The 21,790-nt window shown below is 26.9% G+C and carries 23 protein-coding genes; 4 read left to right on the forward strand and 19 right to left on the reverse strand.

The genetic code is table 11. The annotated features are described in order from the left end of the window. From ADFLV_RS13550 to ADFLV_RS13610, 13 genes are all read right to left on the reverse strand, one after another. Window positions 1-432 (reverse strand): MarR family winged helix-turn-helix transcriptional regulator, encoded by a 432-nt coding sequence (locus ADFLV_RS13550; protein WP_129010859.1) that lies wholly within the window; start codon window positions 430-432, stop codon window positions 1-3. A 103-nt stretch (window positions 433-535) separates the two neighbouring features. Then, on the reverse strand, window positions 536-2,905 hold the full coding sequence (locus ADFLV_RS13555) for a PD-(D/E)XK nuclease family protein (RefSeq protein WP_129010858.1): 2,370 nt from the start codon (window positions 2,903-2,905) through the stop codon (window positions 536-538). After that, window positions 2,895-3,452, reverse strand: coding sequence for a hypothetical protein (locus ADFLV_RS13560; protein ID WP_014475274.1), 558 nt, complete (start codon window positions 3,450-3,452; stop codon window positions 2,895-2,897). The genes ADFLV_RS13555 and ADFLV_RS13560 overlap by 11 nt, the downstream gene beginning before the upstream one ends. Before the next feature lie 4 nt (window positions 3,453-3,456). Next, window positions 3,457-4,086 carry a hypothetical protein gene (locus ADFLV_RS13565; RefSeq protein WP_014475275.1) on the reverse strand — a complete coding sequence of 210 codons (630 nt, stop codon included), beginning with the start codon at window positions 4,084-4,086 and terminating at the stop codon, window positions 3,457-3,459. A 103-nt stretch (window positions 4,087-4,189) separates the two neighbouring features. Continuing rightward, on the reverse strand, window positions 4,190-4,432 hold the full coding sequence (locus ADFLV_RS13570) for a DUF4006 family protein (protein ID WP_014475276.1): 243 nt from the start codon (window positions 4,430-4,432) through the stop codon (window positions 4,190-4,192). Between the two features lies 1 nt (window position 4,433). Then, window positions 4,434-5,324, reverse strand: coding sequence for a c-type cytochrome (locus tag ADFLV_RS13575; RefSeq protein ID WP_014475277.1), 891 nt, complete (start codon window positions 5,322-5,324; stop codon window positions 4,434-4,436). 1 nt (window position 5,325) lies between these two features. After that, window positions 5,326-5,550 carry a cbb3-type cytochrome oxidase subunit 3 gene (locus ADFLV_RS13580; protein ID WP_014475278.1) on the reverse strand — a complete coding sequence of 75 codons (225 nt, stop codon included), beginning with the start codon at window positions 5,548-5,550 and terminating at the stop codon, window positions 5,326-5,328. Window positions 5,551-5,559: 9 nt separating this feature from the next. Next, entirely contained in the window at window positions 5,560-6,225 is a 666-nt protein-coding gene (gene ccoO / locus ADFLV_RS13585) for a cytochrome-c oxidase, cbb3-type subunit II (protein WP_014475279.1), read from the reverse strand. A 14-nt stretch (window positions 6,226-6,239) separates the two neighbouring features. Further along, on the reverse strand, window positions 6,240-7,706 hold the full coding sequence (gene ccoN / locus ADFLV_RS13590) for a cytochrome-c oxidase, cbb3-type subunit I (protein WP_014475280.1): 1,467 nt from the start codon (window positions 7,704-7,706) through the stop codon (window positions 6,240-6,242). 164 nt (window positions 7,707-7,870) lie between these two features. After that, a complete protein-coding gene (gene smpB / locus ADFLV_RS13595) occupies window positions 7,871-8,347 on the reverse strand; it encodes an SsrA-binding protein SmpB (RefSeq protein ID WP_129010857.1) in 477 nt (158 codons plus the stop codon). Beyond that, window positions 8,337-9,113, reverse strand: coding sequence for a 4-(cytidine 5'-diphospho)-2-C-methyl-D-erythritol kinase (locus tag ADFLV_RS13600; RefSeq protein WP_129010856.1), 777 nt, complete (start codon window positions 9,111-9,113; stop codon window positions 8,337-8,339). The genes smpB and ADFLV_RS13600 overlap by 11 nt, the downstream gene beginning before the upstream one ends. Then, a complete protein-coding gene (gene truB / locus ADFLV_RS13605; protein ID WP_129010855.1) occupies window positions 9,103-9,960 on the reverse strand; it encodes a tRNA pseudouridine(55) synthase TruB in 858 nt (285 codons plus the stop codon). The genes ADFLV_RS13600 and truB overlap by 11 nt, the downstream gene beginning before the upstream one ends. 13 nt (window positions 9,961-9,973) lie before the next feature. Next, the gene (locus ADFLV_RS13610; protein WP_014475284.1) at window positions 9,974-12,028 is read right to left on the reverse strand and encodes an ATP-dependent helicase; all 2,055 of its coding nucleotides are present in this window, start codon (window positions 12,026-12,028) and stop codon (window positions 9,974-9,976) included. A 115-nt stretch (window positions 12,029-12,143) separates the two neighbouring features. Here ADFLV_RS13610 and ADFLV_RS13615 point away from each other — a divergent pair, with 115 nt between their 5' ends. Further along, a complete protein-coding gene (locus ADFLV_RS13615; RefSeq protein WP_129010854.1) occupies window positions 12,144-13,040 on the forward strand; it encodes a LysR family transcriptional regulator in 897 nt (298 codons plus the stop codon). Between the two features lie 26 nt (window positions 13,041-13,066). Here the strand turns inward: ADFLV_RS13615 and mnmL are convergent, their stop codons facing one another. The 5 genes from mnmL to trxA form a co-directional block, all read right to left on the reverse strand. Continuing rightward, on the reverse strand, window positions 13,067-14,029 hold the full coding sequence (gene mnmL, locus ADFLV_RS13620) for a tRNA modification radical SAM protein MnmL/YtqA (protein ID WP_129010853.1): 963 nt from the start codon (window positions 14,027-14,029) through the stop codon (window positions 13,067-13,069). Then, window positions 14,029-15,375 carry an amidophosphoribosyltransferase gene (purF, locus tag ADFLV_RS13625; RefSeq protein ID WP_014475287.1) on the reverse strand — a complete coding sequence of 449 codons (1,347 nt, stop codon included), beginning with the start codon at window positions 15,373-15,375 and terminating at the stop codon, window positions 14,029-14,031. The genes mnmL and purF overlap by 1 nt, the downstream gene beginning before the upstream one ends. 12 nt (window positions 15,376-15,387) lie before the next feature. Then, window positions 15,388-16,161: a 4-hydroxy-tetrahydrodipicolinate reductase gene (gene dapB / locus ADFLV_RS13630; protein WP_014475288.1), complete on the reverse strand. Its 774-nt coding sequence runs from the start codon at window positions 16,159-16,161 to the stop codon at window positions 15,388-15,390. A 14-nt stretch (window positions 16,162-16,175) separates the two neighbouring features. Beyond that, window positions 16,176-17,105, reverse strand: coding sequence for a thioredoxin-disulfide reductase (trxB, locus tag ADFLV_RS13635; protein WP_014475289.1), 930 nt, complete (start codon window positions 17,103-17,105; stop codon window positions 16,176-16,178). Window positions 17,106-17,321: 216 nt separating this feature from the next. After that, complete coding sequence (gene trxA, locus ADFLV_RS13640) at window positions 17,322-17,639, reverse strand: thioredoxin (protein WP_014475290.1); 318 nt, start codon at window positions 17,637-17,639, stop codon at window positions 17,322-17,324. A gap of 182 nt (window positions 17,640-17,821) precedes the next feature. Here trxA and alaS point away from each other — a divergent pair, with 182 nt between their 5' ends. From alaS to ADFLV_RS15260, 3 genes are read left to right on the forward strand one after another with little or no spacing between them, the layout of a single operon-like run. Beyond that, entirely contained in the window at window positions 17,822-20,377 is a 2,556-nt protein-coding gene (gene alaS / locus ADFLV_RS13645; protein ID WP_129010852.1) for an alanine--tRNA ligase, read from the forward strand. Between the two features lie 9 nt (window positions 20,378-20,386). Beyond that, the gene (locus ADFLV_RS13650) at window positions 20,387-20,866 is read left to right on the forward strand and encodes a hypothetical protein (RefSeq protein ID WP_014475292.1); all 480 of its coding nucleotides are present in this window, start codon (window positions 20,387-20,389) and stop codon (window positions 20,864-20,866) included. Beyond that, window positions 20,794-21,066, forward strand: a complete 273-nt coding sequence (locus tag ADFLV_RS15260; RefSeq protein ID WP_228712371.1) for a NirD/YgiW/YdeI family stress tolerance protein — start codon at window positions 20,794-20,796, stop codon at window positions 21,064-21,066. Before ADFLV_RS13650 ends, ADFLV_RS15260 begins: the two co-directional genes overlap by 73 nt. A 7-nt stretch (window positions 21,067-21,073) precedes the next feature. Here the strand turns inward: ADFLV_RS15260 and ADFLV_RS13660 are convergent, their stop codons facing one another. After that, window positions 21,074-21,790 carry an SIMPL domain-containing protein gene (locus ADFLV_RS13660; RefSeq protein WP_129010851.1) on the reverse strand — a complete coding sequence of 239 codons (717 nt, stop codon included), beginning with the start codon at window positions 21,788-21,790 and terminating at the stop codon, window positions 21,074-21,076.

The raw sequence follows: 21,790 nt of genomic DNA on the forward strand, positions 1-21,790 counted from the left end.
TTACTCTTTTGATAAATTTTCCATAATTTTATCAAGCATAGAAATAAAAACATCTTTTTCTGTTTCACTAATACCTTGTAAAACTTTTTTCTCAAGTTCTAAAGAAAGATTGATAAGTATATCTTTTAGTTCTTTTCCTTTATTTGTAATTGCAATTAAATATGCTCTTCTATCATTCTTTTTTGATTCACGGTTTACTAAACCTTTTGCTTCTAATTTATCTAAAATAAGTGTTAATGCTGATTGTTTATAGTCAGTCTCATTTGCTAAATCTTTTTGAGTCATTCTATCTTTTTCACAAAGTTTTAATAAAACTACAAATTGAGTAGTTGTTAATTCATATGGACTAAGAGCAATTTCCATCTCATTTTTTATACTATTTCTTACTTTTGCTATTTTTATACCTAGTTGATCGCTTAATGTATAATTCATATAAATTCCTTTTAATTTTCAGAAATATACACTAAGATTAATTAATATATAATTAATATATTAACTATTTATATATTAAAAAAAATTGTTCTTAAATTTGAGTTTATTCTCTATCACAAATAATATTGTAAATACAATAATTACATATAGATTTATCTTCACATTTTGAAAAAGAAATCTCTTTTTTTGATATCTCTTTTAACTCTTCAAATTTTTGATTTAAAAGTTCTAATTTACTTTCAAGTGCTATTTCAGGAATTAGTTGAGTATTGTGTAAATCATAATAATACGCGTGTATTTTATTTGTTTTAAAATACTGATTCATTGCTATATAATAAAATTCAAGTTGGAAATCATTAGTCTTTTCATAATTTTTAAGCGTATCAACACTTAAACTTGAAGATGTTTTATAATCAATCAATTCATACTCATCTTCAAAACTATCAATTCTATCAATAATTCCTTTTATTTTTATTCCATTAAATTCACACTCAAAGTTCTTCTCTAATGCTATAATTTTTCTATTTTTTAATCGCTCTTTATCATATAAATAAAATTCATAAAGTTTTTTCTTCCAAATTTCTAAATCAAGTATCAAAAATGGATTTGTACTTTTGTATTTACTAAATAAACTTTCAATTTTTTCAAAACTCAATTCATTTGCATTTTCATCAATAGTATAATAATCTTCTAAGATTGAGTGAATAATATCTCCTAATTCATAAGCTTTTGGTTTTAATGAAATCGAATGTTCTTTTATTTTTAAGATATATTGCAAATAAAATTTTCTTTTGCATTGTAAAAAAGTTTTAAATGAAGTTGCTGACCAAATAAATTTTACTAAATCAATTTGAGCAATTATCTCTTCTTCAAAATGTGAGATTTTATGATTATCATAAAGTATATGTTTATAAAAATTGTCATTTGTATCAGTAATTATTCTTTTTTCAAACAGTTCATTTGCAAATCTTGAAATCTGATTTGTATCTGAATTCACATAAGAAATAAAAACATTTTTTGTTGAAGTTATTAATCTTTTATAATAATACTTTTGTAAAGATTCTCTATCAAATTGTGTTGGAAGATTTGCCAATTGTTTTAATTTTGTTGATAAAAATTTATCTTTTAAAGATATTTTTGGAATAAATGATTCATTAAAATCACAGATAATTACAACATCAAACTTTAAAGCTCTAGTTTCTAGTAATCCTAAAACAGTAATTTTTCCAGAATTAACATCATCAAGAGTAATTTTTGCTAATTTCTGTAAAAATATTTTAAATACATCTTTTAATAAAATATTGTTTTCTTTTGAAAATAAAATAATATTTAGTTTATAAAGTAACTCATCATATTTTTCAATAAGCTCAACATCCGTCTCTTTTGATTTTATAAAGTCAGTGATAAAAAGAAATAAATCTTTTGAAACGTTTTTATTCCATAAAAACTTCATGTTTTTATCAATAAACAATTTATCAATTTGTAAAAAGTTTAAATTTTCAATATTTTTAATTTCATCTTCATTCAAATATAAATATATTGCATTTGCAATTTGATAAAGATTTGTATTCTTAATACTTTTTCCCATTGCATAGTTAAAATATCTCTCATCATCAAAAAGTTGGATATAAGAAGCAAAATTTTCATCAGGTAAAACCAAAGCTATATTTGATGGATTAATTCCACTTTTTACCGATTTTTCTATACATGATTTAATATAAGCTATTTGATTTAATCTAGAATTAAAACCTTTTGTTTCAAAAAATTCTAATTTATTATATATTGGCTCTTGTTCTATAATCTCATTTTTTGTTAAATCATATTTATATTTATAATCAAGTTTGATTTCTAAACCAAGCTTTTTAAAAACTTCCAATGATTTTTGATTATAAATATTAGAATAAAACACAATTGTTATATTTATATATTTTGATATTTTTTCTATCATATCAAATTCAACTTTTGTAAAATATCCTTCAAAATGTAACTCAATTGAGTCAAATTTATTTAAAAAATTTTCATTAATTTTATAGTGATTATTTATGTTAATTCTATCTACATAAGAATTTTTCTCTAAAATATTTACATAGTTATTTTTTATTACTTCTAATATTTGTAAATGCTCTAGATAAAAATCATAAGTGTCAACATTTTGTATCTGATTTATTTCAACCTTTTCACTTGCAAGTTCTAAAAAAAATCTATAAATATAATCACTTTGTTTTAAAAACTTAGTAAAATTATCAGAAATACCAAGCTTTTTAATATCAACATTTTTTATTGCTTCATTTAAAAAAAGAACTCGTTGTTCTTCTTCGCAATATTTAAATTTATTTAATGTTATTGATTTTTTAAAAAATTCGTCGATTGTTAAAATAAAAGGCAAAAGAGTATTTTCACTCTTTTGATTAGAAATAAAATTTCTAATTACCCTTGATGTAGGAAAAACTAAAAGTTTTTTTTTAAATAGCATTTGTTTTTATATAAATATATCCTATAGTTCCATCAACATTGAAACTACCTGTTATAATCCAATTATTAGATTCTTTTAATTCAAAAGTAGAAGTATATATTTTGTCTTGACTTAAAAAATCATCATTTCTAAAAATCATATCACTATCATTTGAAATTGATTTTGTTACTATTAATTCAATATTTACATCTTTTTTTTCATTTGTTACTTTATCATAAACTACAATTTTAAGGTTATTTTTCCCAACTTTTAAAAGGTCTTTATGTAAAGAATATTTTTCTAAAACTCTTTGAGAATATTTTATATCATCAGTTGTAAGATCAAATTTTTTCTCATTTAAATAAAATTCAAAATTATATTTTCTTAAAAATAATGAGTTTGAATCCATCATATTATTATAATTTTCATCAACATCTTGATATTTTTTCATGAAGCTATGATCTTCTATTACAGGAAGGCTTGTTGCACTTCTTACTGTCCAAATAATCATTGAAAATACAAAACTAAAAATTCCTATAAAAAACAATGGCCAATAATTTCTTTTCATAAATTTACTTTCTTTTTTTTAAAATTGCATAAGTATAAGCTAATAATCCTAAAACAATTAAAGTATACATTACAACTCTCCAAATAGTACCCGATACTTTTCCAGCATTTCCTATACTACTTTCAAGTTTAATATTTCTAGAATCAGCTAATGTATCTGCAATTGCAGCGTATCCATTTAAACTTGCAGCACTTATTTTTGCAAATAAAGTATTTTTATCTTTTGATGCAAGAAGTGGAACTACATATCCATCTAAAATATCATTTTTATCAATCACTTTTTTTAAATCATCACTAAAAAGTAAATTAACATGTGTTTCCTCAACAGCTATACTAAGTAAAACATATGGCTTTTGTAAATTTAACAATATTTGATTTTCATTATTTTTTATTGCTTCAATTTTTTCTCTTGTATTTGTATTTTCACTTAAACCTAAAGTAGATTTTGCATAAATATATATATTAACACCTAATTTAGATTTAACTTCATCACCTATTTGATTTATTTTTTCTTTTGCTCTTATATCGATTAAACCATCATCATTTAATATATAATTTTGAGCATTTAAGTTTTGGCAGAAAAAAAGCAGAAGTGAAAAAATCACTCCTACTTTTAAAAAATTAATTTTTTTCATTTAACCAACAAACACTTTTGTTGCATCAAAGAAACCATAGTATACAGTCATAATAGCAGATACCACAAGTAAAATACCAATAATTCTTTCCATATCTTACCCCTTATTTACCATTACCAACAAGTTGGTATTGTGTATGATTATCTGAGCTATTCATTTTTAATCCATTTAAATCTTGATTGATTTTATAAAAATTACTAGCTTCATTTTGTTGTACTTTTATTCCATTAAATGTTAATACACCTAATATTGTCAATAGTAATACTACTGCTATTAACATACCTGTAATACCATGTAGTTTAAAAGTTCCTCTTTCATTCTCATTCATCTGTGTATTTCCAGCCATGCTACTCTCCTAAACTTCTTAAATATGAAGCTAATGCTTTTTCTTGAGTTTCATTAAGTCTTCCACTAAAACTTGGCATTGTTCCAATAGAACCTTTTTTACCATTTTTTAATACAGCCATAACTAATGCATCATCATAAGCTCTTATATTTGGAGCTACATAATCCATACCTTTTCCATCTGCACCATGACAACTAGAACATACAGCAAATGCAGCTGGTTGCTCACCTTTTAATCCACCAGCAACGTAATCAGCAACTGCATTTATATCTGCATCTTCTGTTAACATCATTGGAGGCATTCCTGCTGGATATGCAGTTGTTAAATTATTTGCACCATTTTTAATTACATGTACAATTTGTTCTTTAGCCATTCTATGTGTTAAGTTTTGAGCTTTTCCATCAATTCCTTCACCATCAACACCATGACAAGGTGCACATTGTACTAAGAAAACTGATTGACCCATAGCTTTTAAAGTCTCATCAGATGGATTTTCCCATTTTTTTTCAAACTTAGCATTGTATTCTAAAGTTTCTTCATTCCATTGACCAACTTGTGAAAAACCATTAATTGGATAACCTACTGTAAAATACCAGAACATCCAAATAATTGTACCTATAAATGCAAGTCCCCAACCTGTTGGAATTGCATTCTTATACTCACCAATACCGTCCCATTTTTCTTCAGCTAATTCACCACTAGCTGTATCATTTTTCATTTGATTAACATATTTTAATGCAACAAATACAGTAATTGTAATAATAGCTACTGCACCTAACATTGTTAAGCTGTTAATATAATCATCACCGTTAAAAGCATCACCTGCTGAGAAGTAAGTTCCTGCTAATAAAGCGATGATAAGAATTATTCCACCTATAACCATAGATTTCATCTTATTTCTCCTTATTATCTATATCTTTATCTTTTTTTCTTTCTTCTAAAGGCATAGAAACACTTGAATCATCATGTACAAGTTTTGAATACTTTTCAAAATCCCTTTCACCTGTTTTATCTCTTTTATATATAGAGTAAGCATAAGAATAGAAAATAATAAATATTACTAATATTAAGAAAAATTTTGCATACCCTTGTAATGTAAGAAGTGTTTCATAATCCATTAATAACCCTTATTTTAAAGAATTTAAATATGCAATTAATGCAACTATTTCAGGAACTTGACCATTTGCAACAGCTTCTTTTACAGCTTCATTTTTCATATCAGCAGCAATTACTTTTGCTTCTTCTAATGCAGCTGCTTTTGCTTCTTCCCAAGAACCAAGTTTAGGCATACCTTCTTGATCATAAGGAGTGTTGAATACTGTTTTAACTGTAAATGCTTCTGCATACGCAGTTTCTATATCAGCAATATTACTAAATTGATGTTTATACGATGGCATAATACTTCCAGGAACAACAGCTGAAGGTTCATACATATGATTTTCATGCCAATCAGTAGTTCTATAGTTTCCTACTCTCATTAAATCTGGACCTGTTCTTTTTGATCCCCATAAAAATGGTCTGTCATAAGCATATTCACCAGATAATGAATACATACCATATCTATCAGTTTCTGCTTTAAATGGTCTAATTAATTGAGAGTGACAAGCATTACAAGAATCTTTAATATAAACTTGTCTACCAGCTAATTCTAAAACACTGTATGGTTTTGTACCAACAGTTGGTCTACTTTGTTTTGCAAAATCTGGAATAACTTCAACGATACCTGCAAATGCAACAAATAAAAATACTAGTACCGCAAAGAAAAACGGTCTTTGTTCAAACCAATGAAACATAATTTCTCCTTTTCTTACGCAGCTACTGGTGTAGCATTTACTGGTTCTTTATCAAGTACTCTTCCACATCTAATAGTTTTGTAAATATTATATGTAAACATAAAGAATCCAATTAGGTATAATAACCCACCAACTGCTCTAATTGTGTAATATGGATGTAATACAGTAACTGTATCAATAAATGAGTAAACTAATGATCCATATTCATCATAAGCTCTCCACATCATACCTTGTGTAATCCCTGCAATCCACATAGATGTAAAGTATAAAACAATACCTGTAGTTTGTAACCAGAATTGTGTATCCATTAATGATTTAGAATAAATTTCTCTTTTATACATTCTTGGAACCATATGAAATAATGCAGCCATAATCATAAATACAACCCATCCTAAAACACCATCATGTACGTGTCCTGGAATCCAGTCAGTAAAGTGTGCAATAGCATTTACAGATTTAATAGCTTGAATTGGTCCTTCAATTGTTGATAACATATAGAAAGTTGAAGCTAATACCATAAACTTGATTAGTGTATTTGTTTGTAATTGTTGCCACTCACCCTTCATTGTTAAAAGCATATTAATAGCTGATCCCCATGATGGTAAAATTAAAACAACAGACATAACTGAACCCATAGTTTGCATCCAATCTGGAACTGTTGAATAAATAAGGTGGTGTCCACCAGCCCATAAATAAACAAATAATAATCCCCAGAATGCTAAAATAGAAAGTTTATAAGAATAAACATTTTGTCCAGATTCTTTTGGTAAGAAATAATAAATTAACGCAATAATAGGAGTTGTGAAAACGAATGCAACAGCATTGTGTCCATACCACCATTGAACTAAAGCATCATTAGTACCTGAATACATAGAAACAGAGTGAATCCATGAACCATAACCAGAAACTAAAGCTGTTGGAACTTCCATATTATTAAATAAATATAACATTGCAACTGCGATAAATGTAGCAATAAAATACCATAAAGAAATATAAAGAGTTCTCTCTCTTCTAATTCCGATTAATCCAAAAATTGAAATACCCCATAATACCCACCAAAGAACAACTAATATATCCAATGGCCACTCTAATTCTGCATACTCTTTTGATGTAGTAATACCCATAAAAAGTGTAACAACAGCTAAAAGGATAGTAATAAAATATAATACAAAGTGTAACTTAGCAATAGCCATTAAAAAAGGAGACTCTTTTAATGAAACTTTTAATACCCTTTGTGAAATGTAATACCATCCAGCAAAAATACCACTTAGAGCAAAACCAAAAGCAACACCATTTGTGTGTAAAGGTCTTAATCTACTAAATGTACCATATTCCCCAGCTAAATGATTTAACTGTGGAAACGCCAATTGAAACGCTAGTACAACACCAATTGTCATACCAATGATACCAAACAAAATTGTTGCAAATGTAAAGGCTTTTGCAACTGAGTAATCGTACTCAATTTGTGCACCGTTTTGCATCAATCTCCTCCTACTAATTTTATATACAAGTCACAAAAATGTCACTCATTACGCAAATAATAGCTAAGAAAAACTTAAAATCAACAAAAAAATTAACGAAAAATTAACAAATAAAATACTATTTTTATTATAATTTTTACTTATAAAAGAAGATAAAAAGTATCTTATTTGAAAGATTTAAGAGCCTGTTCAGTCTCTCTTTTCATTGTTTTTGCCTTTAAATCTTCTCTTTTATCATGTAAATTCTTACCTTGAGCAGTTGCTACTTCAACTTTAATCATATTTTTATCATTAAAATAGAGTTTTAAAGCAACTAAAGTAATTCCTTCTTTTGTTACTTTTGAATACATTTTATCAATTTGTTTTGAATGTAATAATAGCTTTCTTGCTCTTCTTTCATCAGGTCTATATGTTGTATGTGTTGTACTTAAATGAGAGATATGTGCATTAAGTAAAAATACTTCACCTTTTACAATTCTTACAAAAGAGTCTTTTAGATTCACTCTTCCTTCTCTTATTGCTTTTACTTCGCTTCCTTCTAACATAATTCCAGCTTCTAAAGAATCTAAAATTGTAAAATCATGAAATGCTTTTTTATTTTTAAAAACTAAATTTTTTTTTGTATCTTTTTTATTTGCCATTATTTATCCTAAAAAATGAACTTCCACTTCCGCTAAAAAACCAATCTTTTTTTTCATAATCACCTAGTTGTGGATAAAGACTAAGTGCACTATCATATAAATCATTTGCTTCTTTTATATCTAATTCTTTTAAAATATCAATTGATTTCATACCAAGCAATTTTTTTGCTTCATCTTTAGATATTTGTTTATAAAATTTTTCTCTAAATATTTTAAAAATTTCACCTGTATTACATTTTATTTTTGGTGTTAAAGTTTTTATATCTAAAATCTCTTCATCAAATTTTTCTACTATTTCACCAATTCCCGTTACATTTGCACTATCATATTCATAAACAAAAAATGGAACATCAGCCCCAACTTGTGCACCTATTTTACTTAATTCATCTTTTGATAAATTTAATTTACAATATTTATTTGCCATAATTAAAAATGTAGCTGCATTTGAACTTCCACCACCAAGTCCAGCAAACTCTGGAATATTTTTTTCCATTCTAATTTCATGATTTAAAAAGAATTCTTCAACACCTTTAAAATGTTTTATCAAATTGTATGCTTTATATACAGTATTTGAATCCATTTTACAACCAAAATTTCCTATAATTGTAATTGCTTTCCTACTAGATTTAACAAATGATATAATGTCATACAAATTATGAACTCGTACAAATCTTGATACGAGTTCGTGATAATTTTCTCTTTTATCTGCAATTTTTAGAAAAATATTTACTTTAGCATACGACTTTTCAATCATTTCATTTTTCATATTTTGGTACCCTATTTACTAAATATTTTATATCAGCATCAATTATTTCGATTATAGAAAAATAGTTTTCTGTTATTATAAGATATTTTCCATTCTCTTTTTTTTCAACATAATCTAAACCTATTCTTTTACCTTGAACCAGCCACTCTTGCGTTCCAAAATATTTATTTATAGGCAAATCAATAAAATCTAATGGATTTAATTCTTTTTCATTATCAAAAAAGAATTTTCCTTCATTTAATCTCTCAAGATAAGATAATGTTCCTACTCTATCTAATTTTTCTAATAATAACTGAGCAAAAGACCTTACATATGTTCCTTCACTAACTGTTACTTCAAAAGTAATAAAAGGATGTCTATATGAAATAAATTTTGTATTATATACATTCATTGTTGTTTTTGATAATTGTACTTCTTCACCATTTCTAGCAAGTTCATAAGCTCTTTTACCATCAACTTTTTTTGCTGAAAATTTTGGTGGTGTATATTCTATTTTTCCATTTAATAAATTCAACTCATCAATTATCTTTTTTTCATTCACTTTATCAACTAAATTAATATCAATAATTTGTTCTATATCAAAAGATTCAGATTCAACACCTAACCAAATAACAGCTTTATAAGTTTTAGGTGTTTTTGATATATATTTAAAAAGTTTAGCATATTGTCCAAAAGCAACTATTAAACAGCCTTTTGCAAAAGGGTCTAATGTGCCACTAAAACCTGCTTTTTTATTCTTAAACTTTCTTTTTATTCTGTTTAAATAAGAGTTTGAGCTTATGAAAATTGGTTTATTTACAACCAATAATTTATTTATTTGTTCTTTTTCGTAAAATCTAACTTGCAATAGAATTATCCTATTATGCTTTTTCTACAAATGAAGATAAAATATCTCTGTGAGTTCCACCAAAATTTATTGTAAGCTTATAATCTTTACCAGCATTTGTGGCTTTTAATACTCTACCCATTCCAAAAATTTTGTGTTGAACCAAATCACCTTTTTTAAATCCAGATTGTCTTTCAATAGTTAGACTACCTTTTATAAGTCCACATTCACTTAAAAATCTACTTTTAATAAGAGTTGTTCGTTTCCCTTTATAAAATCTTGAATGAACAAAAGATAAAGTGAGATTATCCATAGCACGTGTTATAGCAACATACCCTAATCTTCTTTCTTCTTCTAAATCACTCCCATCACCAATAATAGGGAAGAATCCTTCTTCAAAACCAATAATAAAAAGTTTTTTAAATTCTAAACCTTTTGAAGCATGGATACTCATCATAGAAACAGCTTCTCCACTATAATCATCATTTTCACTGTCAAGAGCTATTTCATTTAAAAAATCTTTTAAATCTAAATGTGGATTTTGAATAAAATAATCTCTAATATATCCATAAAATTCATCAATATTAGCTTGTCTTTCAAAACCATCAGGTAAATTATCATATGAAGCTCGATAATCAAATGTTTCTTCAAAACTATCTAAAAACTTCATTTTTGATTCTTCTAATAATTCTTTTAAATCTAAAATTGAAGCTTCAAATACTTTTAAAGTTCTTGAATTCTTTTTTCCAACAATTGCACTTATTTCATCTGAATCTAAATTTTGAATTAAATCAAATATTGATTTTCCAGTTTCAATAGATTTTGATTCGAGTTTATCAATAGTTGTTTTTCCAATTCCACGTTTTGGTTTATTAATAATTCTTTTTACAGAAAAATTATCATTTGAATTAGTTAAAATTCTAAAATATGCAATTAAATCTTTGATTTCACTTCTTTCATAGAACTTCATTCCACCAACAAGTTTATAGTGAAGTCCAGCTTTATTAAAGCCTTCTTCCAAAGAACGTGATAGTGCATTTACTCTAAATAATATTGCTATATTTTTTGGATTTTCACCACAATCAATTAATTTTTTTATATCTTCAACAATTTTTCTAGTTTCTTCATTTTCATCATTTGATTCATAAACTTTTATAGAATCACCTTTTACTCTTGTTCCTATTAATTTTTTACCTAATCTATCACGGTTATGTTCAATTAATTGATTTGCATGGTTCAAAATTGTATCAGTTGATCTATAATTTTCTTCTAATTTTACTACTAATGTATTTTCAAAATGTTCTGAAAAATTCAAAATATTCTTAATTGTTGCACCTCTCCATCCATAAATAGATTGGTCATCATCACCAACTACACACAAATTATTATGAGTTGAACATAATAATCTCAAAAGTCTATATTGTAGTTCATTTGTATCTTGATACTCATCTACCATTATATATTGATATTTTTGGCTAATTTCTTTTGATAAATTTTCATTATTTTTTAATATCATGTAAGGTAGAAGTAATAAATCATCAAAATCTACTAAATTATTTTTATTTAAGTATTCTTCATATTGCTCATAAATATCAGCAATTTCTTGATAAAGTTTTAATTGAGCTGCACTTTTTGCTTCTTTAGGTGTTAATAAAGAATTTTTATATTTTGAAATTTCTGAAACCAAAAGAGATGTAGTTATTTCTTTATTAATTGACTTTAAAACTCTTTTTTTATCGTCTGTATCGATTATTATAAAATTGTTTTTTCTTCCTAATTCATTAATATAAAACTTTAAAAATAGTAATCCAAATTTATGAAAAGTACATAATAAAGGAGGAGTATTCATCAATGAAGAATCTAACATATTAAATGCTCGTTCTCTCATTTCAGTTGCAGCTTTATTAGTAAAAGTTAAAGTTAATATACAACTAGGATCAATACCAATTGATATTAAATAAGCTAGTCTTGTTGTAATTGTTTTTGTTTTACCTGAACCAGCACCTGCTAAAATAAGCAAAGGACCATCGATATGTTGTGCAGCAATTTTCTGTGATTCATTTAATGATACTAATAAATTTTCAGACATATTTTCTCCAATTATTATTTATTATACCATATATTATATAAATTCATTATTTCTCTTAATTATTCTATATATAAATAAATGTTATCATTTTATAATTTATTTTATGGAGATTATAATGCTCACTGATTTTGCCAAATTAGAAACTTTTCTAACTGTTGTTAGAGAAAAATCTTTTTCAAAAGCTTCTGCAAAACTTGGTATTTCTCAACCTGCTGTTACACAACAAATGAAATTTATCGAAGATTATTTAGATGTTCAAATAGTTGATAGAAAGAAAAATGGTATAAAATTGACTAAAGAAGGTCAAATACTTCATGGTATAGCTTTAAAAATTGAGAAATGTGTTGCTAATGCTGAAAAAGAATTATTAAAAATAATGAATAAAAACGTAACTTTTGTATTTGGAGCTTCATTTATTATTGGAAATTACATACTTCCAAGATTTTTAAATAATTTAAAAGAAAATATTCATAATGATGTATCGATTAATGTTTCAGTTTCTCATGAAGCTATAGAAGATTTATTAGATAAAAAAATTGACATTGCTTTAGTTGAAAATTATGTTCCAAATGATGACATTATATATAGAGAATGGATGGAAGATGAGATTGTAATTTTCTCAAACCAAAAATTACCAGCAAAAGCAAAAGCAGAAGATTTATTATCTTACAAATGGGTTTGTAGAAATCCAGAATCAAATACAAGATTAATATTTAAAGAAAATCTTGAAAAGGCAAATTTTCCTGATTGTGATACTTTTAATGTAACAAGTGAAGTGACAAGTGCTACAACAATTGTTCAAACTGTTTTACACTCAGATAAAAATCAAACTCCAACTGTTTCAATTGTTTCAAGAAATGCAATTGAATCACTATTAAAAGCAGGTGCCTTATATGAATCAAGAATTAACAATCAAAAAATGTTAAGAAAACTCTATATTGCATACAGAAAAGATAGAAAACATGATGCTTTTATTGAAAATGTAGTTGATTATCTTTTAAAAATCAAATAAATACTAGGTAAAATCCTAGTATTTCTCTAATAATTAAATCCCTCTTTTTCTAAAGCTAATCTAATATTTTTCATTTGTGTATGTTTATTTCTACACCATTCTGGTGATAACAATGTATCATCATCAATTCCAGCAGTAATTCTTTGAACAGAAATATTTGAAGGTAAGTTTATTATTGATTTTACTACTGTATCAATATATAATTCTTCTGAAATTGGAGTAAATCTTCCTTTTTTATATTCATTAGTTAAAAGAGTATTTTTAACTACATATAAAGGATGGAATTTTATTGAATCAACATTTAATTCTACTGTTAATTTAAATGTTTCAAGCATCATTTCTTGTGTTTCATTTGGAAGACCATAAATCAAATGTCCACAAACATTTAAGCCTTTTTCTTTAGTTCTTTTAATCCAATATTTCATATTTGAAACATTGTCTCCTCTATTGATTTTTACAAGCGTTTCATCAAAAAAAGATTGAATACCATATTCAATCCATATCTCTTTAGTTTTAGATTTTTCAACTAAAAAATCTAAAATTTCATCAGTAACACAATCTGTTCTTGTTCCAATACTAAGTCCAATAACATTATCAAAACTCAAAGCTTTTTCATATAAGGCTTTTAATGTAGGAAAAGGTGCATAAGTATTTGTAAATGATTGAAAATAAACTATAAATTTTTTAGCACCAAATTTATTTTCAAGCCTTTTTTTAGTAGCAAAAAACTGTAATTCTAATTGTTTTAATTGATTCTCTAAATAGGGATTTTCTTTTACATTAGGATTTAATTTAAATTTAGTCTTTTTTTCTTGTAAGTTAGGGCTAAAAGAATCATTCTCACAGAATGAACATCCACCTCTTGCAACAGTACCATCAATATTTGGGCAGGTAAACCCAGATATTGAAATAGGAACTTTATAAATTTTTTCGCCAAATTTATTTTTTAAATATCTTCCAATAGTTAATACATTTTTTAATTCACTCATTATGCTTTTACGAAATAATCCCCATTAAAACTCTCCAATGCATAATTTCTATCATTTCCAATAGCATTTACCAAATCATCAACTGATAAATATTCTAAACTATCTGCTTCAATATATTTACAAACTTCTTCTTTATTCATATTATTCGAAATTAATTCTTCTTTATGTGGAGTATCTATTCCATAATAACATGGAAATTTTATTTCAGGACTTGCGACTCTAAAATGAACTTCTTTAGCTCCTGCTTCTTTTAAAATTTTAACAATTCTTTTAGAAGTTGTTCCTCTAACGATTGAATCATCAATTACAAGTAAAGATTTTCCTTCAATTAAAGATTTCATAGGACTTAACTTCATTCTTACTTTTAAATCTCTCATCTCTTGTGTTGGTTCAATAAATGTTCTTCCAATATAATGATTTCTAATAATTCCATATTCAAAAGGGATTCCACTTTGTGCTGCATAACCAAGTGCTGCTGGTACTCCTGAATCAGGAACAGGAATAACCATATCTACTTTTATATTTTTATCTTTATCATTTAAAGCAAGTGCTTTACCCATATTTTCTCTTGTAACATAAACATTCTTACCATCAATTACTGAATCTGGTCTTGCAAAATAAACAAATTCAAATGCACAAGGTCTATACTCTGGCTCAAATAATTGAATAGACTCAGGTTCACATCCTTCTGCTAAAATCAACATTTCACCAGGTCTTACATCTCTAATAAATTCTGCTCCAACTAAATCAAAAGCACAAGTTTCACTAGCAACTATATAACCACCACTTTTTAGTTTTCCAATAGATAAGGGTCTTATTCCATATCTATCTCTAATAACGAATTGCTTTGATCTACTTTGAACAATAAAACAATATGCTCCAATAGTTCTATTTAAAGCTTCTTTAATTCTATCTCTTAATCTATCTTTTGTATTTTTTGCTATTAGATGAATTAAATTTTCAGTATCCATTCCTGTTTGAAAAATTGCACCTTTATCTATTAAATCTTGTCTAACTTCATCTTTATTAATTAAGTTTCCATTATGAACAATAGAAATTTCACCAAGTTTATATTTTGCATAAACAGGCTGAGCATCTAAAATTGAATCTCCCCCTGCAGTTGAATATCTATTATGACCTATTGCCATATTACCTTTTAAATATTTTAATGCTTCATCTGTAAAAACTTCTGTAACTAATCCTCTATCTTTTTTTGTGTAGATTTTTCCATTACATGAAGAAGAAATTCCTGTTGCTTCTTGACCCCTGTGTTGCATTGCAAATAATGCTACTGAAGCTAATCTTGCAGCATTTTCATTCCCATAAATTCCAACTATTGCGCACATATTTATTATTCCTTATAGACCCAAAGCGTCATTGATTGTATATAATTTTGGATTTTTTCCAATAATCCATTTTGCAACTTTTATTGCACCTTTTGAAAAAGTATTTCTTGCAGTTGCTGTATGATTTAATTCTAAAAATTCTCCATCATTATATAAACCAACTGTATGTCGACCTACTATATCTCCACCTCTTAAAGCCATAACTGCAATTTCATCTTTAGTTCTAGCACCAATTAAACCATCTCTACCTGAAATTCTAACTTCATCTAAATTCAAATCTCTTGCATTTGCAGCATGTTCTGCCAAAGTTAAAGCTGTTCCTGATGGAGCATCTACTTTATGTCTATGATGTTGCTCAACAATTTCAATATCAAAATCTCTTAATGTTTTAGATGCTAGTGCTACTAATTTATTTAAAACAGCAACTCCTAAACTCATATTTGTTGCATATAAAATAGGTACGATTTTACTAGCTTCTAGCAATAAATTTTGCTGATGTTTGTTTAATCCAGTAGTTGCAATTACTAAGGGTTTATTTCCCCTATTTTCTACAACTTCAGTTAAAAGTGCTTCTGTTCCAGCAGGAGCTGAAAAATCAATAATTACATCTGAAGAATCAAATAAAACTTTCATATCATTTGTAACAACTGTATGTTCTGGTAATGTCTTTTCAATTTTTTTTGAAACATAAACAGCTGATACCATAGCTTCTGTATCAGTTGATAAATCATCAATTAATAAAGTTCCTACCCTTCCAGAGCTTCCTAAAATACCTATTTTAATCATTTTTAAATTATTCCTTATCCTAAATATTCAATAATATTAACTGCTGCTGTTGCCCCATCACCTGCAGCACAAACAACTTGTTTTGAAGCTTCAATTCTAATATCACCAGCTGCGTAAAGTCCTGGAACTGATGTTTTCATTCTTAAATCAACAATTACTTCACCTGATTCATTAACATCACATAAAAAAGAACCATCAGCTTGTTTTAAAGGTGCATTTAATACATCTCTTCCTACAAAAATGAATACTCCTGGTGTTGGTAAATCTCTAATTTCACCTGTAACTTTACTTTTAACTTTTAAACCAAGAACTCCACTTGCATCACCAAAAACTTCTTCAACAGTTACATTTGTAACTTCTTCGATATTTTCAGTGTGTTTCATATGCTCAACTGTACTTGGCGCAGCTCTATAAGTATCTCTTCTATGAACTAAATATACTTTTTTGCACATTTTAGATAAATAAATTGCTTCTTCAATCGCCGAATCTCCTCCGCCAACAACTGCAACTTCTTTACCTTTGTAGAAAAAACCATCACAAGTTGCACAAGTAGAGATTCCTTTTCCAAAAAATTCATCTTCACCTTTAAATCCAGCACGCTTTGGAACAGAACCTGTTGCAATTAATACTGATCTAGCCTCAAATTCTTTCTTATCTGTTGTTAATAATTTGAAAGTATCTCCATTTTTTGTTACATTTTCAATTTGTGCCATTTCATGTTTTAAACCAAATCTTTGACATTGCTCAGGCCATCTCATCATTAAATCCATACCTGAAACTATCTCAATTTGTCCTGGATAATTTTCAATTTCTGATGAACTTGTAATCTGTCCACCTGGCATTCCCATTTCAAACATTACAACATTTTTTAATCCACCTCTTGTAGCGTATAATCCGGCTGTTAATCCAGCTGGACCTCCACCAATAATTGCTAAATCTAACATATCAAATCCTTATTTTTTATTTATATAGTTCATAATATTTTTAAAAACATTATGATACTAAAATATTTGTAAGTTGTAGGTTAAATATAACTTCAAATATTAAGGATAAATTTTATCATTTAATAATTTATATCTATCTTAATTTATTTATAAGTTTAAATAAAAAAAGGGAGAAGTAAAACTTCTCCCTTTTAAATAATTATATACTCTAAAATATTATAATAATGAGTTAATTTTATCTGTAAATGCTTGTTTTGAAGATGCCCCAACCATTTGATCTACAACTTCACCATTTTTCATAAATAAAATTGTAGGAATTGATCTAATTCCATATTTAACTGCTAAATCTTGTTCTTCATCTGTATTAACTTTACAAATTTTTGCTTTACCTTCAAAATCTGCTGCTAACTCTTCAATAACAGGAGCAATCATTCTACAAGGTCCACACCAAGGAGCCCAAAAATCAACCATTGAAACACCTTCTTGTGTTGTTTCTTCAAAATTTGCTGCTGTTAATTCAATATATTTTCCCATTTTATTTCCTTATTATTAATTTTAATATTCTCAATTTGTACACTATAATTTATATAAAAATATAATTGATTGATTATAACTTGTGAAAACTTAAATTTAGTTTTACATTTATTTAACTTACTAATAAAGGCTAAATATTTTTTTAGATAAAATAAGAGAATTTAATTTAAAATGGATAATTTATGGATATTAGAAAAGAATATTTAGAATTTTTTAGAAGTAAAGGACATGAAGTTATCTCTTCAATGCCTTTAGTTCCAGATGATCCTACATTAATGTTTACAAATGCAGGAATGGTACAGTTTAAGGATATATTTACAGGTGCTGTTCCAACACCAAAAAATCCAAGAGCTACTTCTTGTCAATTGTGTGTAAGAGCTGGGGGAAAACATAATGATCTTGAAAATGTAGGTTACACAGCACGTCATCATACATTGTTTGAGATGTTAGGGAATTTTTCTTTTGGAGATTATTTCAAAAAAGACGCAATAGCTTATGCTTGGGAATTTGTTACAGTAAATCTTGCATTACCAAAAGATAAATTATGGGTAACTGTTCATAATGATGACAATGAAGCTTTTGAAATTTGGTCAAAACATATTGATCCATCAAGAATTATGAAATTTGGTGATAAAGACAACTTCTGGTCAATGGGAGATACAGGTGCTTGTGGACCTTGTAGTGAAATATTCTATGATCAAGGCGAAGAACACTTTAATAGTTCTGAAGATTACATGGGTGGAGATGGTGATAGATTCCTTGAAATTTGGAATTTAGTATTTATGCAATACGAAAGAACAGCTAATGGAAAACTAAATTCTCTTCCAAAACCATCAATTGATACAGGAATGGGTTTAGAAAGAGTTATTGCAATTAAAGAAGGTGTATTTAATAACTTTGATTCATCTAATTTCAAACCAATTATTGAAAAAATCGAAGAACTTGCAAATAAAAAAGCAACTTCAGAAAATATTGGTTCATATAGAGTAATCGCTGATCACTTAAGAGCAACATCATTTATGTTATCTCAAGGTATTTTATTTGGAAATGAAGGAAGACCTTACGTTTTAAGAAGAATTTTAAGACGAGCTGTTAGACATGGATATTTAATTGGATTTAGAAAACCATTTATGGCACAACTTCTTGATACTCTTATAAAAATTATGGGTGGACACTACACAGAACTTGTTGAAAATAAAAACTTCATAAAAGAACAATTAACTCTAGAAGAAGATAGATTCTTTAAAACTATTGATTTAGGTATGTCATTATTTAATGAAGAGTTAGCAAATACAAAAGAGATTTTCTCTGGAGAAATTGCATTTAAACTTTATGATACTTATGGTTTCCCTTTAGATTTAACAGAAGATATGTTAAGAGATAGAAATTTAAAAGTTGATTTAGCAAAATTTGATGAATTAATGAATGCACAAAAAGCAATGGCTAAAGCTGCTTGGAAAGGAAGTGGTGACGCTTCTAATGATGGTGATTTCAAACAATTAATTGAAAAATATGGAATAAATGAATTTGTTGGTTATACTAATATTACTTATAAATCAAAAATTGTTGCACTTTTAGATGAACATTTTAAAGAAGTAAAAACTTTAGAAGCAGGAACTACTGGTTGGGTAATGTTAGATAAAACACCATTTTATGCAACAAGTGGTGGACAAACAGGAGATATTGGAGCATTAGAAGATAATAAACATGTAGCTATTATCGAAGAGACTTCAAAATTCCATGGATTAAATCTTTCAAAAGTAAAAGTAGAAAATTCTACTTTAGCTCAAGGTGAAAGTGTTGATGCAGTTGTTGTAAATAGATATGAAATTGCAAAACATCATAGTGCTACTCACCTTTTACAAAGTGCATTAAAAATGGTTTTAGGAGAAAGTGTTTCACAAGCAGGTTCATTAAATGATGCAAACAGATTAAGATTTGACTTTACATATCCAAAAGCAATGACAACTGAGCAAATTGAAGAAGTTGAAGATTTAGTAAACTCTATGATTGCAAGAGGAATTTCTGGAAATATTGAAGAATTACCTATTGATGAAGCAAAAAACAAAGGTGCAATTGCTATGTTTGGTGAAAAATATGGTGATGTTGTAAGAGTTGTTAGTTTCTCAGATGTTTCAGTTGAATTTTGTGGAGGAACACACGTAAGAAATACAGCTGATATTGGAAGTTTTTATATTGTAAAAGAATCAGGTGTTAGTGCAGGGGTAAGAAGAATTGAAGCTGTTTGTGGAGCTTCTGCAATAAAATATACTAAAGAAATTATTTCAAAAATGAATGAAATTCAAGCAGAAATTAAAAATAGTGATGTAATTTCTGGAATTAAAAAATTAAAAGAACAAATTAAAGATTTGAAAAAAGAAATTGAAGTGGCTCTTAGCCAAACTTCTGCTCCAATAAATGAAGAAATTATTGGCGATACTAAAGTTGTAGTGGCTGTTGTAGAAAATGGTGATTTAAAGAAAATTGTTGATGATATGAAAAATGCAACTGAAAAACTTGCGATTTTACTTTTGCAAGCAAAAGATGACAAAGTTATGATTGTTGCAGGAAGTAAAAATACAAATATCAAAGCTGGTGATTGGATTAAAAATATAGCACCAATCGTAGGTGGAGGTGGAGGTGGAAGACCTGACTTCGCACAAGCTGGTGGAAAAGATGTAACAAAAGTTGAAGAAGCAAAAATTGCAGCTTTAAATTATGCAAAAGAAAATTTATAAGGATAAGAATTGAGTGAATTATTTAACAATTTCTCAACTTTAATTGTTTTTTTACATATCTTATCAGCAATAATTTGGGTTGGAGGAATGATTGTAATTAGATTTGCAGTTCATTATTCTATGCAAAATATTGAAGATCCAAAAATAAAATTAGGAAGAACTTTAGAAAATCTAAAAAGATTTTTTTCTATGGTTATTCCTTCTATTATTCTTCTTTTAATTACAGCTGTTATTATGATTTTAGCTTTACAATTAAAAGGAACTGAACTTTATAAATTTGTGATAGTTAAAGAACTTATTTGGACTATTATGACTATCATATTTATTGTTATATATATGAAAAGAAATAAAGCTCAAAAAGCTTTCGATAATGGTGATTTTGCAACAGCAAAAAACCAACTAGCACCTTTAGCTCAATATCTAATACCTACAAATATTTTTCTAGGCTTAGTTGCTATAATTTTAGGAATAACCCTCAGAGGTTTTTAGTATTTCTTACTAAACGATTAAATGCAGAAAAATATCTATTTTCAGATGGAATATCAGAAATTAGAGTTGAAATAGATAGAGATAAGTTTCCAATGACAACTATCAATGAGAAAACAAAAATAAAAATTACAGGAGAAGTTGAAAAAGAGTTTCTTCAATCTCCTGAAATTGATGTAGATTTTGTAGAGATAATTAGATAATTATCTCTCAATCTGATAAATAATATTCTATTGTAGATACAATTCTTATATTTTTTATATATTCAGTATTTTTATCCCTACTTGTAATAACAAATTGACCTTGAGAAGCTTTTTTAATTTTGCCAAGCTTACTATTTGAATCTTTTGCAAATTTAAGTGCAACACTTCTTGCATTGTTTGTTGCTTCTTCAATCATCATTGGTTTAATATCATTTAACTTTGTATATATATACTCAATTTTTGAATCATAATCATCTATCTTAAACAAAATTCCTTTTTTTGATAATTCAAATAATTTTCCATTTATATCTCTAATTTTTTCTATATTTGTCGAATAAATATTTATAGTTCTATTTGCTACATATCTAACTTGAACTTCTTGATTTGAATATTCATTTGCCATTTTATCGATTATTGCTGGAGAGTTAATTGTTATTTCTTCTCTAGCTATTCCATTACTTTCAAGAAAAGAGAGTATTTCTTGTGTATCATTCTCAATATTTTTATATAACTCATCTAAATTATTATTTATAACACTAAATTTTATAGGCCACAAAACAATATCAGCATTTACTTCTTTTTCAGACAAACCTTTAACAACAACTGTACGTTCAAGTTCTTTATATTTTATAACACTTGTTGAGATCAAATAACCTAATATACTTAATCCTAAAAAAATAAAAAAACCTAAAATAAAAGATGATTTTGTATCAATTTTTTCCAT

The sequence above is a fragment of the Arcobacter defluvii genome (assembly GCF_013201725.1).
Taxonomy (GTDB): domain Bacteria; phylum Campylobacterota; class Campylobacteria; order Campylobacterales; family Arcobacteraceae; genus Aliarcobacter; species Aliarcobacter defluvii.

Coding starts and splice junctions, on each gene's coding strand:
- alaS (WP_129010852.1), top strand. CDS start 17,822: ATGGATATTAGAAAAGAATATTTAGAATTTTTTAGAAGTAAAGGACAT.
- ADFLV_RS13660 (WP_129010851.1), bottom strand. CDS start 21,790: ATGGAAAAAATTGATACAAAATCATCTTTTATTTTAGGTTTTTTTATT.
- purF (WP_014475287.1), bottom strand. CDS start 15,375: ATGTGCGCAATAGTTGGAATTTATGGGAATGAAAATGCTGCAAGATTA.
- dapB (WP_014475288.1), bottom strand. CDS start 16,161: ATGATTAAAATAGGTATTTTAGGAAGCTCTGGAAGGGTAGGAACTTTA.
- ADFLV_RS13565 (WP_014475275.1), bottom strand. CDS start 4,086: ATGAAAAAAATTAATTTTTTAAAAGTAGGAGTGATTTTTTCACTTCTG.
- ADFLV_RS13580 (WP_014475278.1), bottom strand. CDS start 5,550: ATGGATTATGAAACACTTCTTACATTACAAGGGTATGCAAAATTTTTC.
- ADFLV_RS13560 (WP_014475274.1), bottom strand. CDS start 3,452: ATGAAAAGAAATTATTGGCCATTGTTTTTTATAGGAATTTTTAGTTTT.
- trxB (WP_014475289.1), bottom strand. CDS start 17,105: ATGTTAGATTTAGCAATTATTGGTGGAGGTCCAGCTGGATTAACAGCC.
- ADFLV_RS13555 (WP_129010858.1), bottom strand. CDS start 2,905: ATGCTATTTAAAAAAAAACTTTTAGTTTTTCCTACATCAAGGGTAATT.
- smpB (WP_129010857.1), bottom strand. CDS start 8,347: ATGGCAAATAAAAAAGATACAAAAAAAAATTTAGTTTTTAAAAATAAA.
- ADFLV_RS13615 (WP_129010854.1), top strand. CDS start 12,144: ATGCTCACTGATTTTGCCAAATTAGAAACTTTTCTAACTGTTGTTAGA.
- ccoN (WP_014475280.1), bottom strand. CDS start 7,706: ATGCAAAACGGTGCACAAATTGAGTACGATTACTCAGTTGCAAAAGCC.
- ccoO (WP_014475279.1), bottom strand. CDS start 6,225: ATGTTTCATTGGTTTGAACAAAGACCGTTTTTCTTTGCGGTACTAGTA.
- ADFLV_RS13550 (WP_129010859.1), bottom strand. CDS start 432: ATGAATTATACATTAAGCGATCAACTAGGTATAAAAATAGCAAAAGTA.
- trxA (WP_014475290.1), bottom strand. CDS start 17,639: ATGGGAAAATATATTGAATTAACAGCAGCAAATTTTGAAGAAACAACA.
- ADFLV_RS13575 (WP_014475277.1), bottom strand. CDS start 5,324: ATGAAATCTATGGTTATAGGTGGAATAATTCTTATCATCGCTTTATTA.
- ADFLV_RS13570 (WP_014475276.1), bottom strand. CDS start 4,432: ATGGCTGGAAATACACAGATGAATGAGAATGAAAGAGGAACTTTTAAA.
- ADFLV_RS13600 (WP_129010856.1), bottom strand. CDS start 9,113: ATGAAAAATGAAATGATTGAAAAGTCGTATGCTAAAGTAAATATTTTT.
- mnmL (WP_129010853.1), bottom strand. CDS start 14,029: ATGAGTGAATTAAAAAATGTATTAACTATTGGAAGATATTTAAAAAAT.
- ADFLV_RS13610 (WP_014475284.1), bottom strand. CDS start 12,028: ATGTCTGAAAATTTATTAGTATCATTAAATGAATCACAGAAAATTGCT.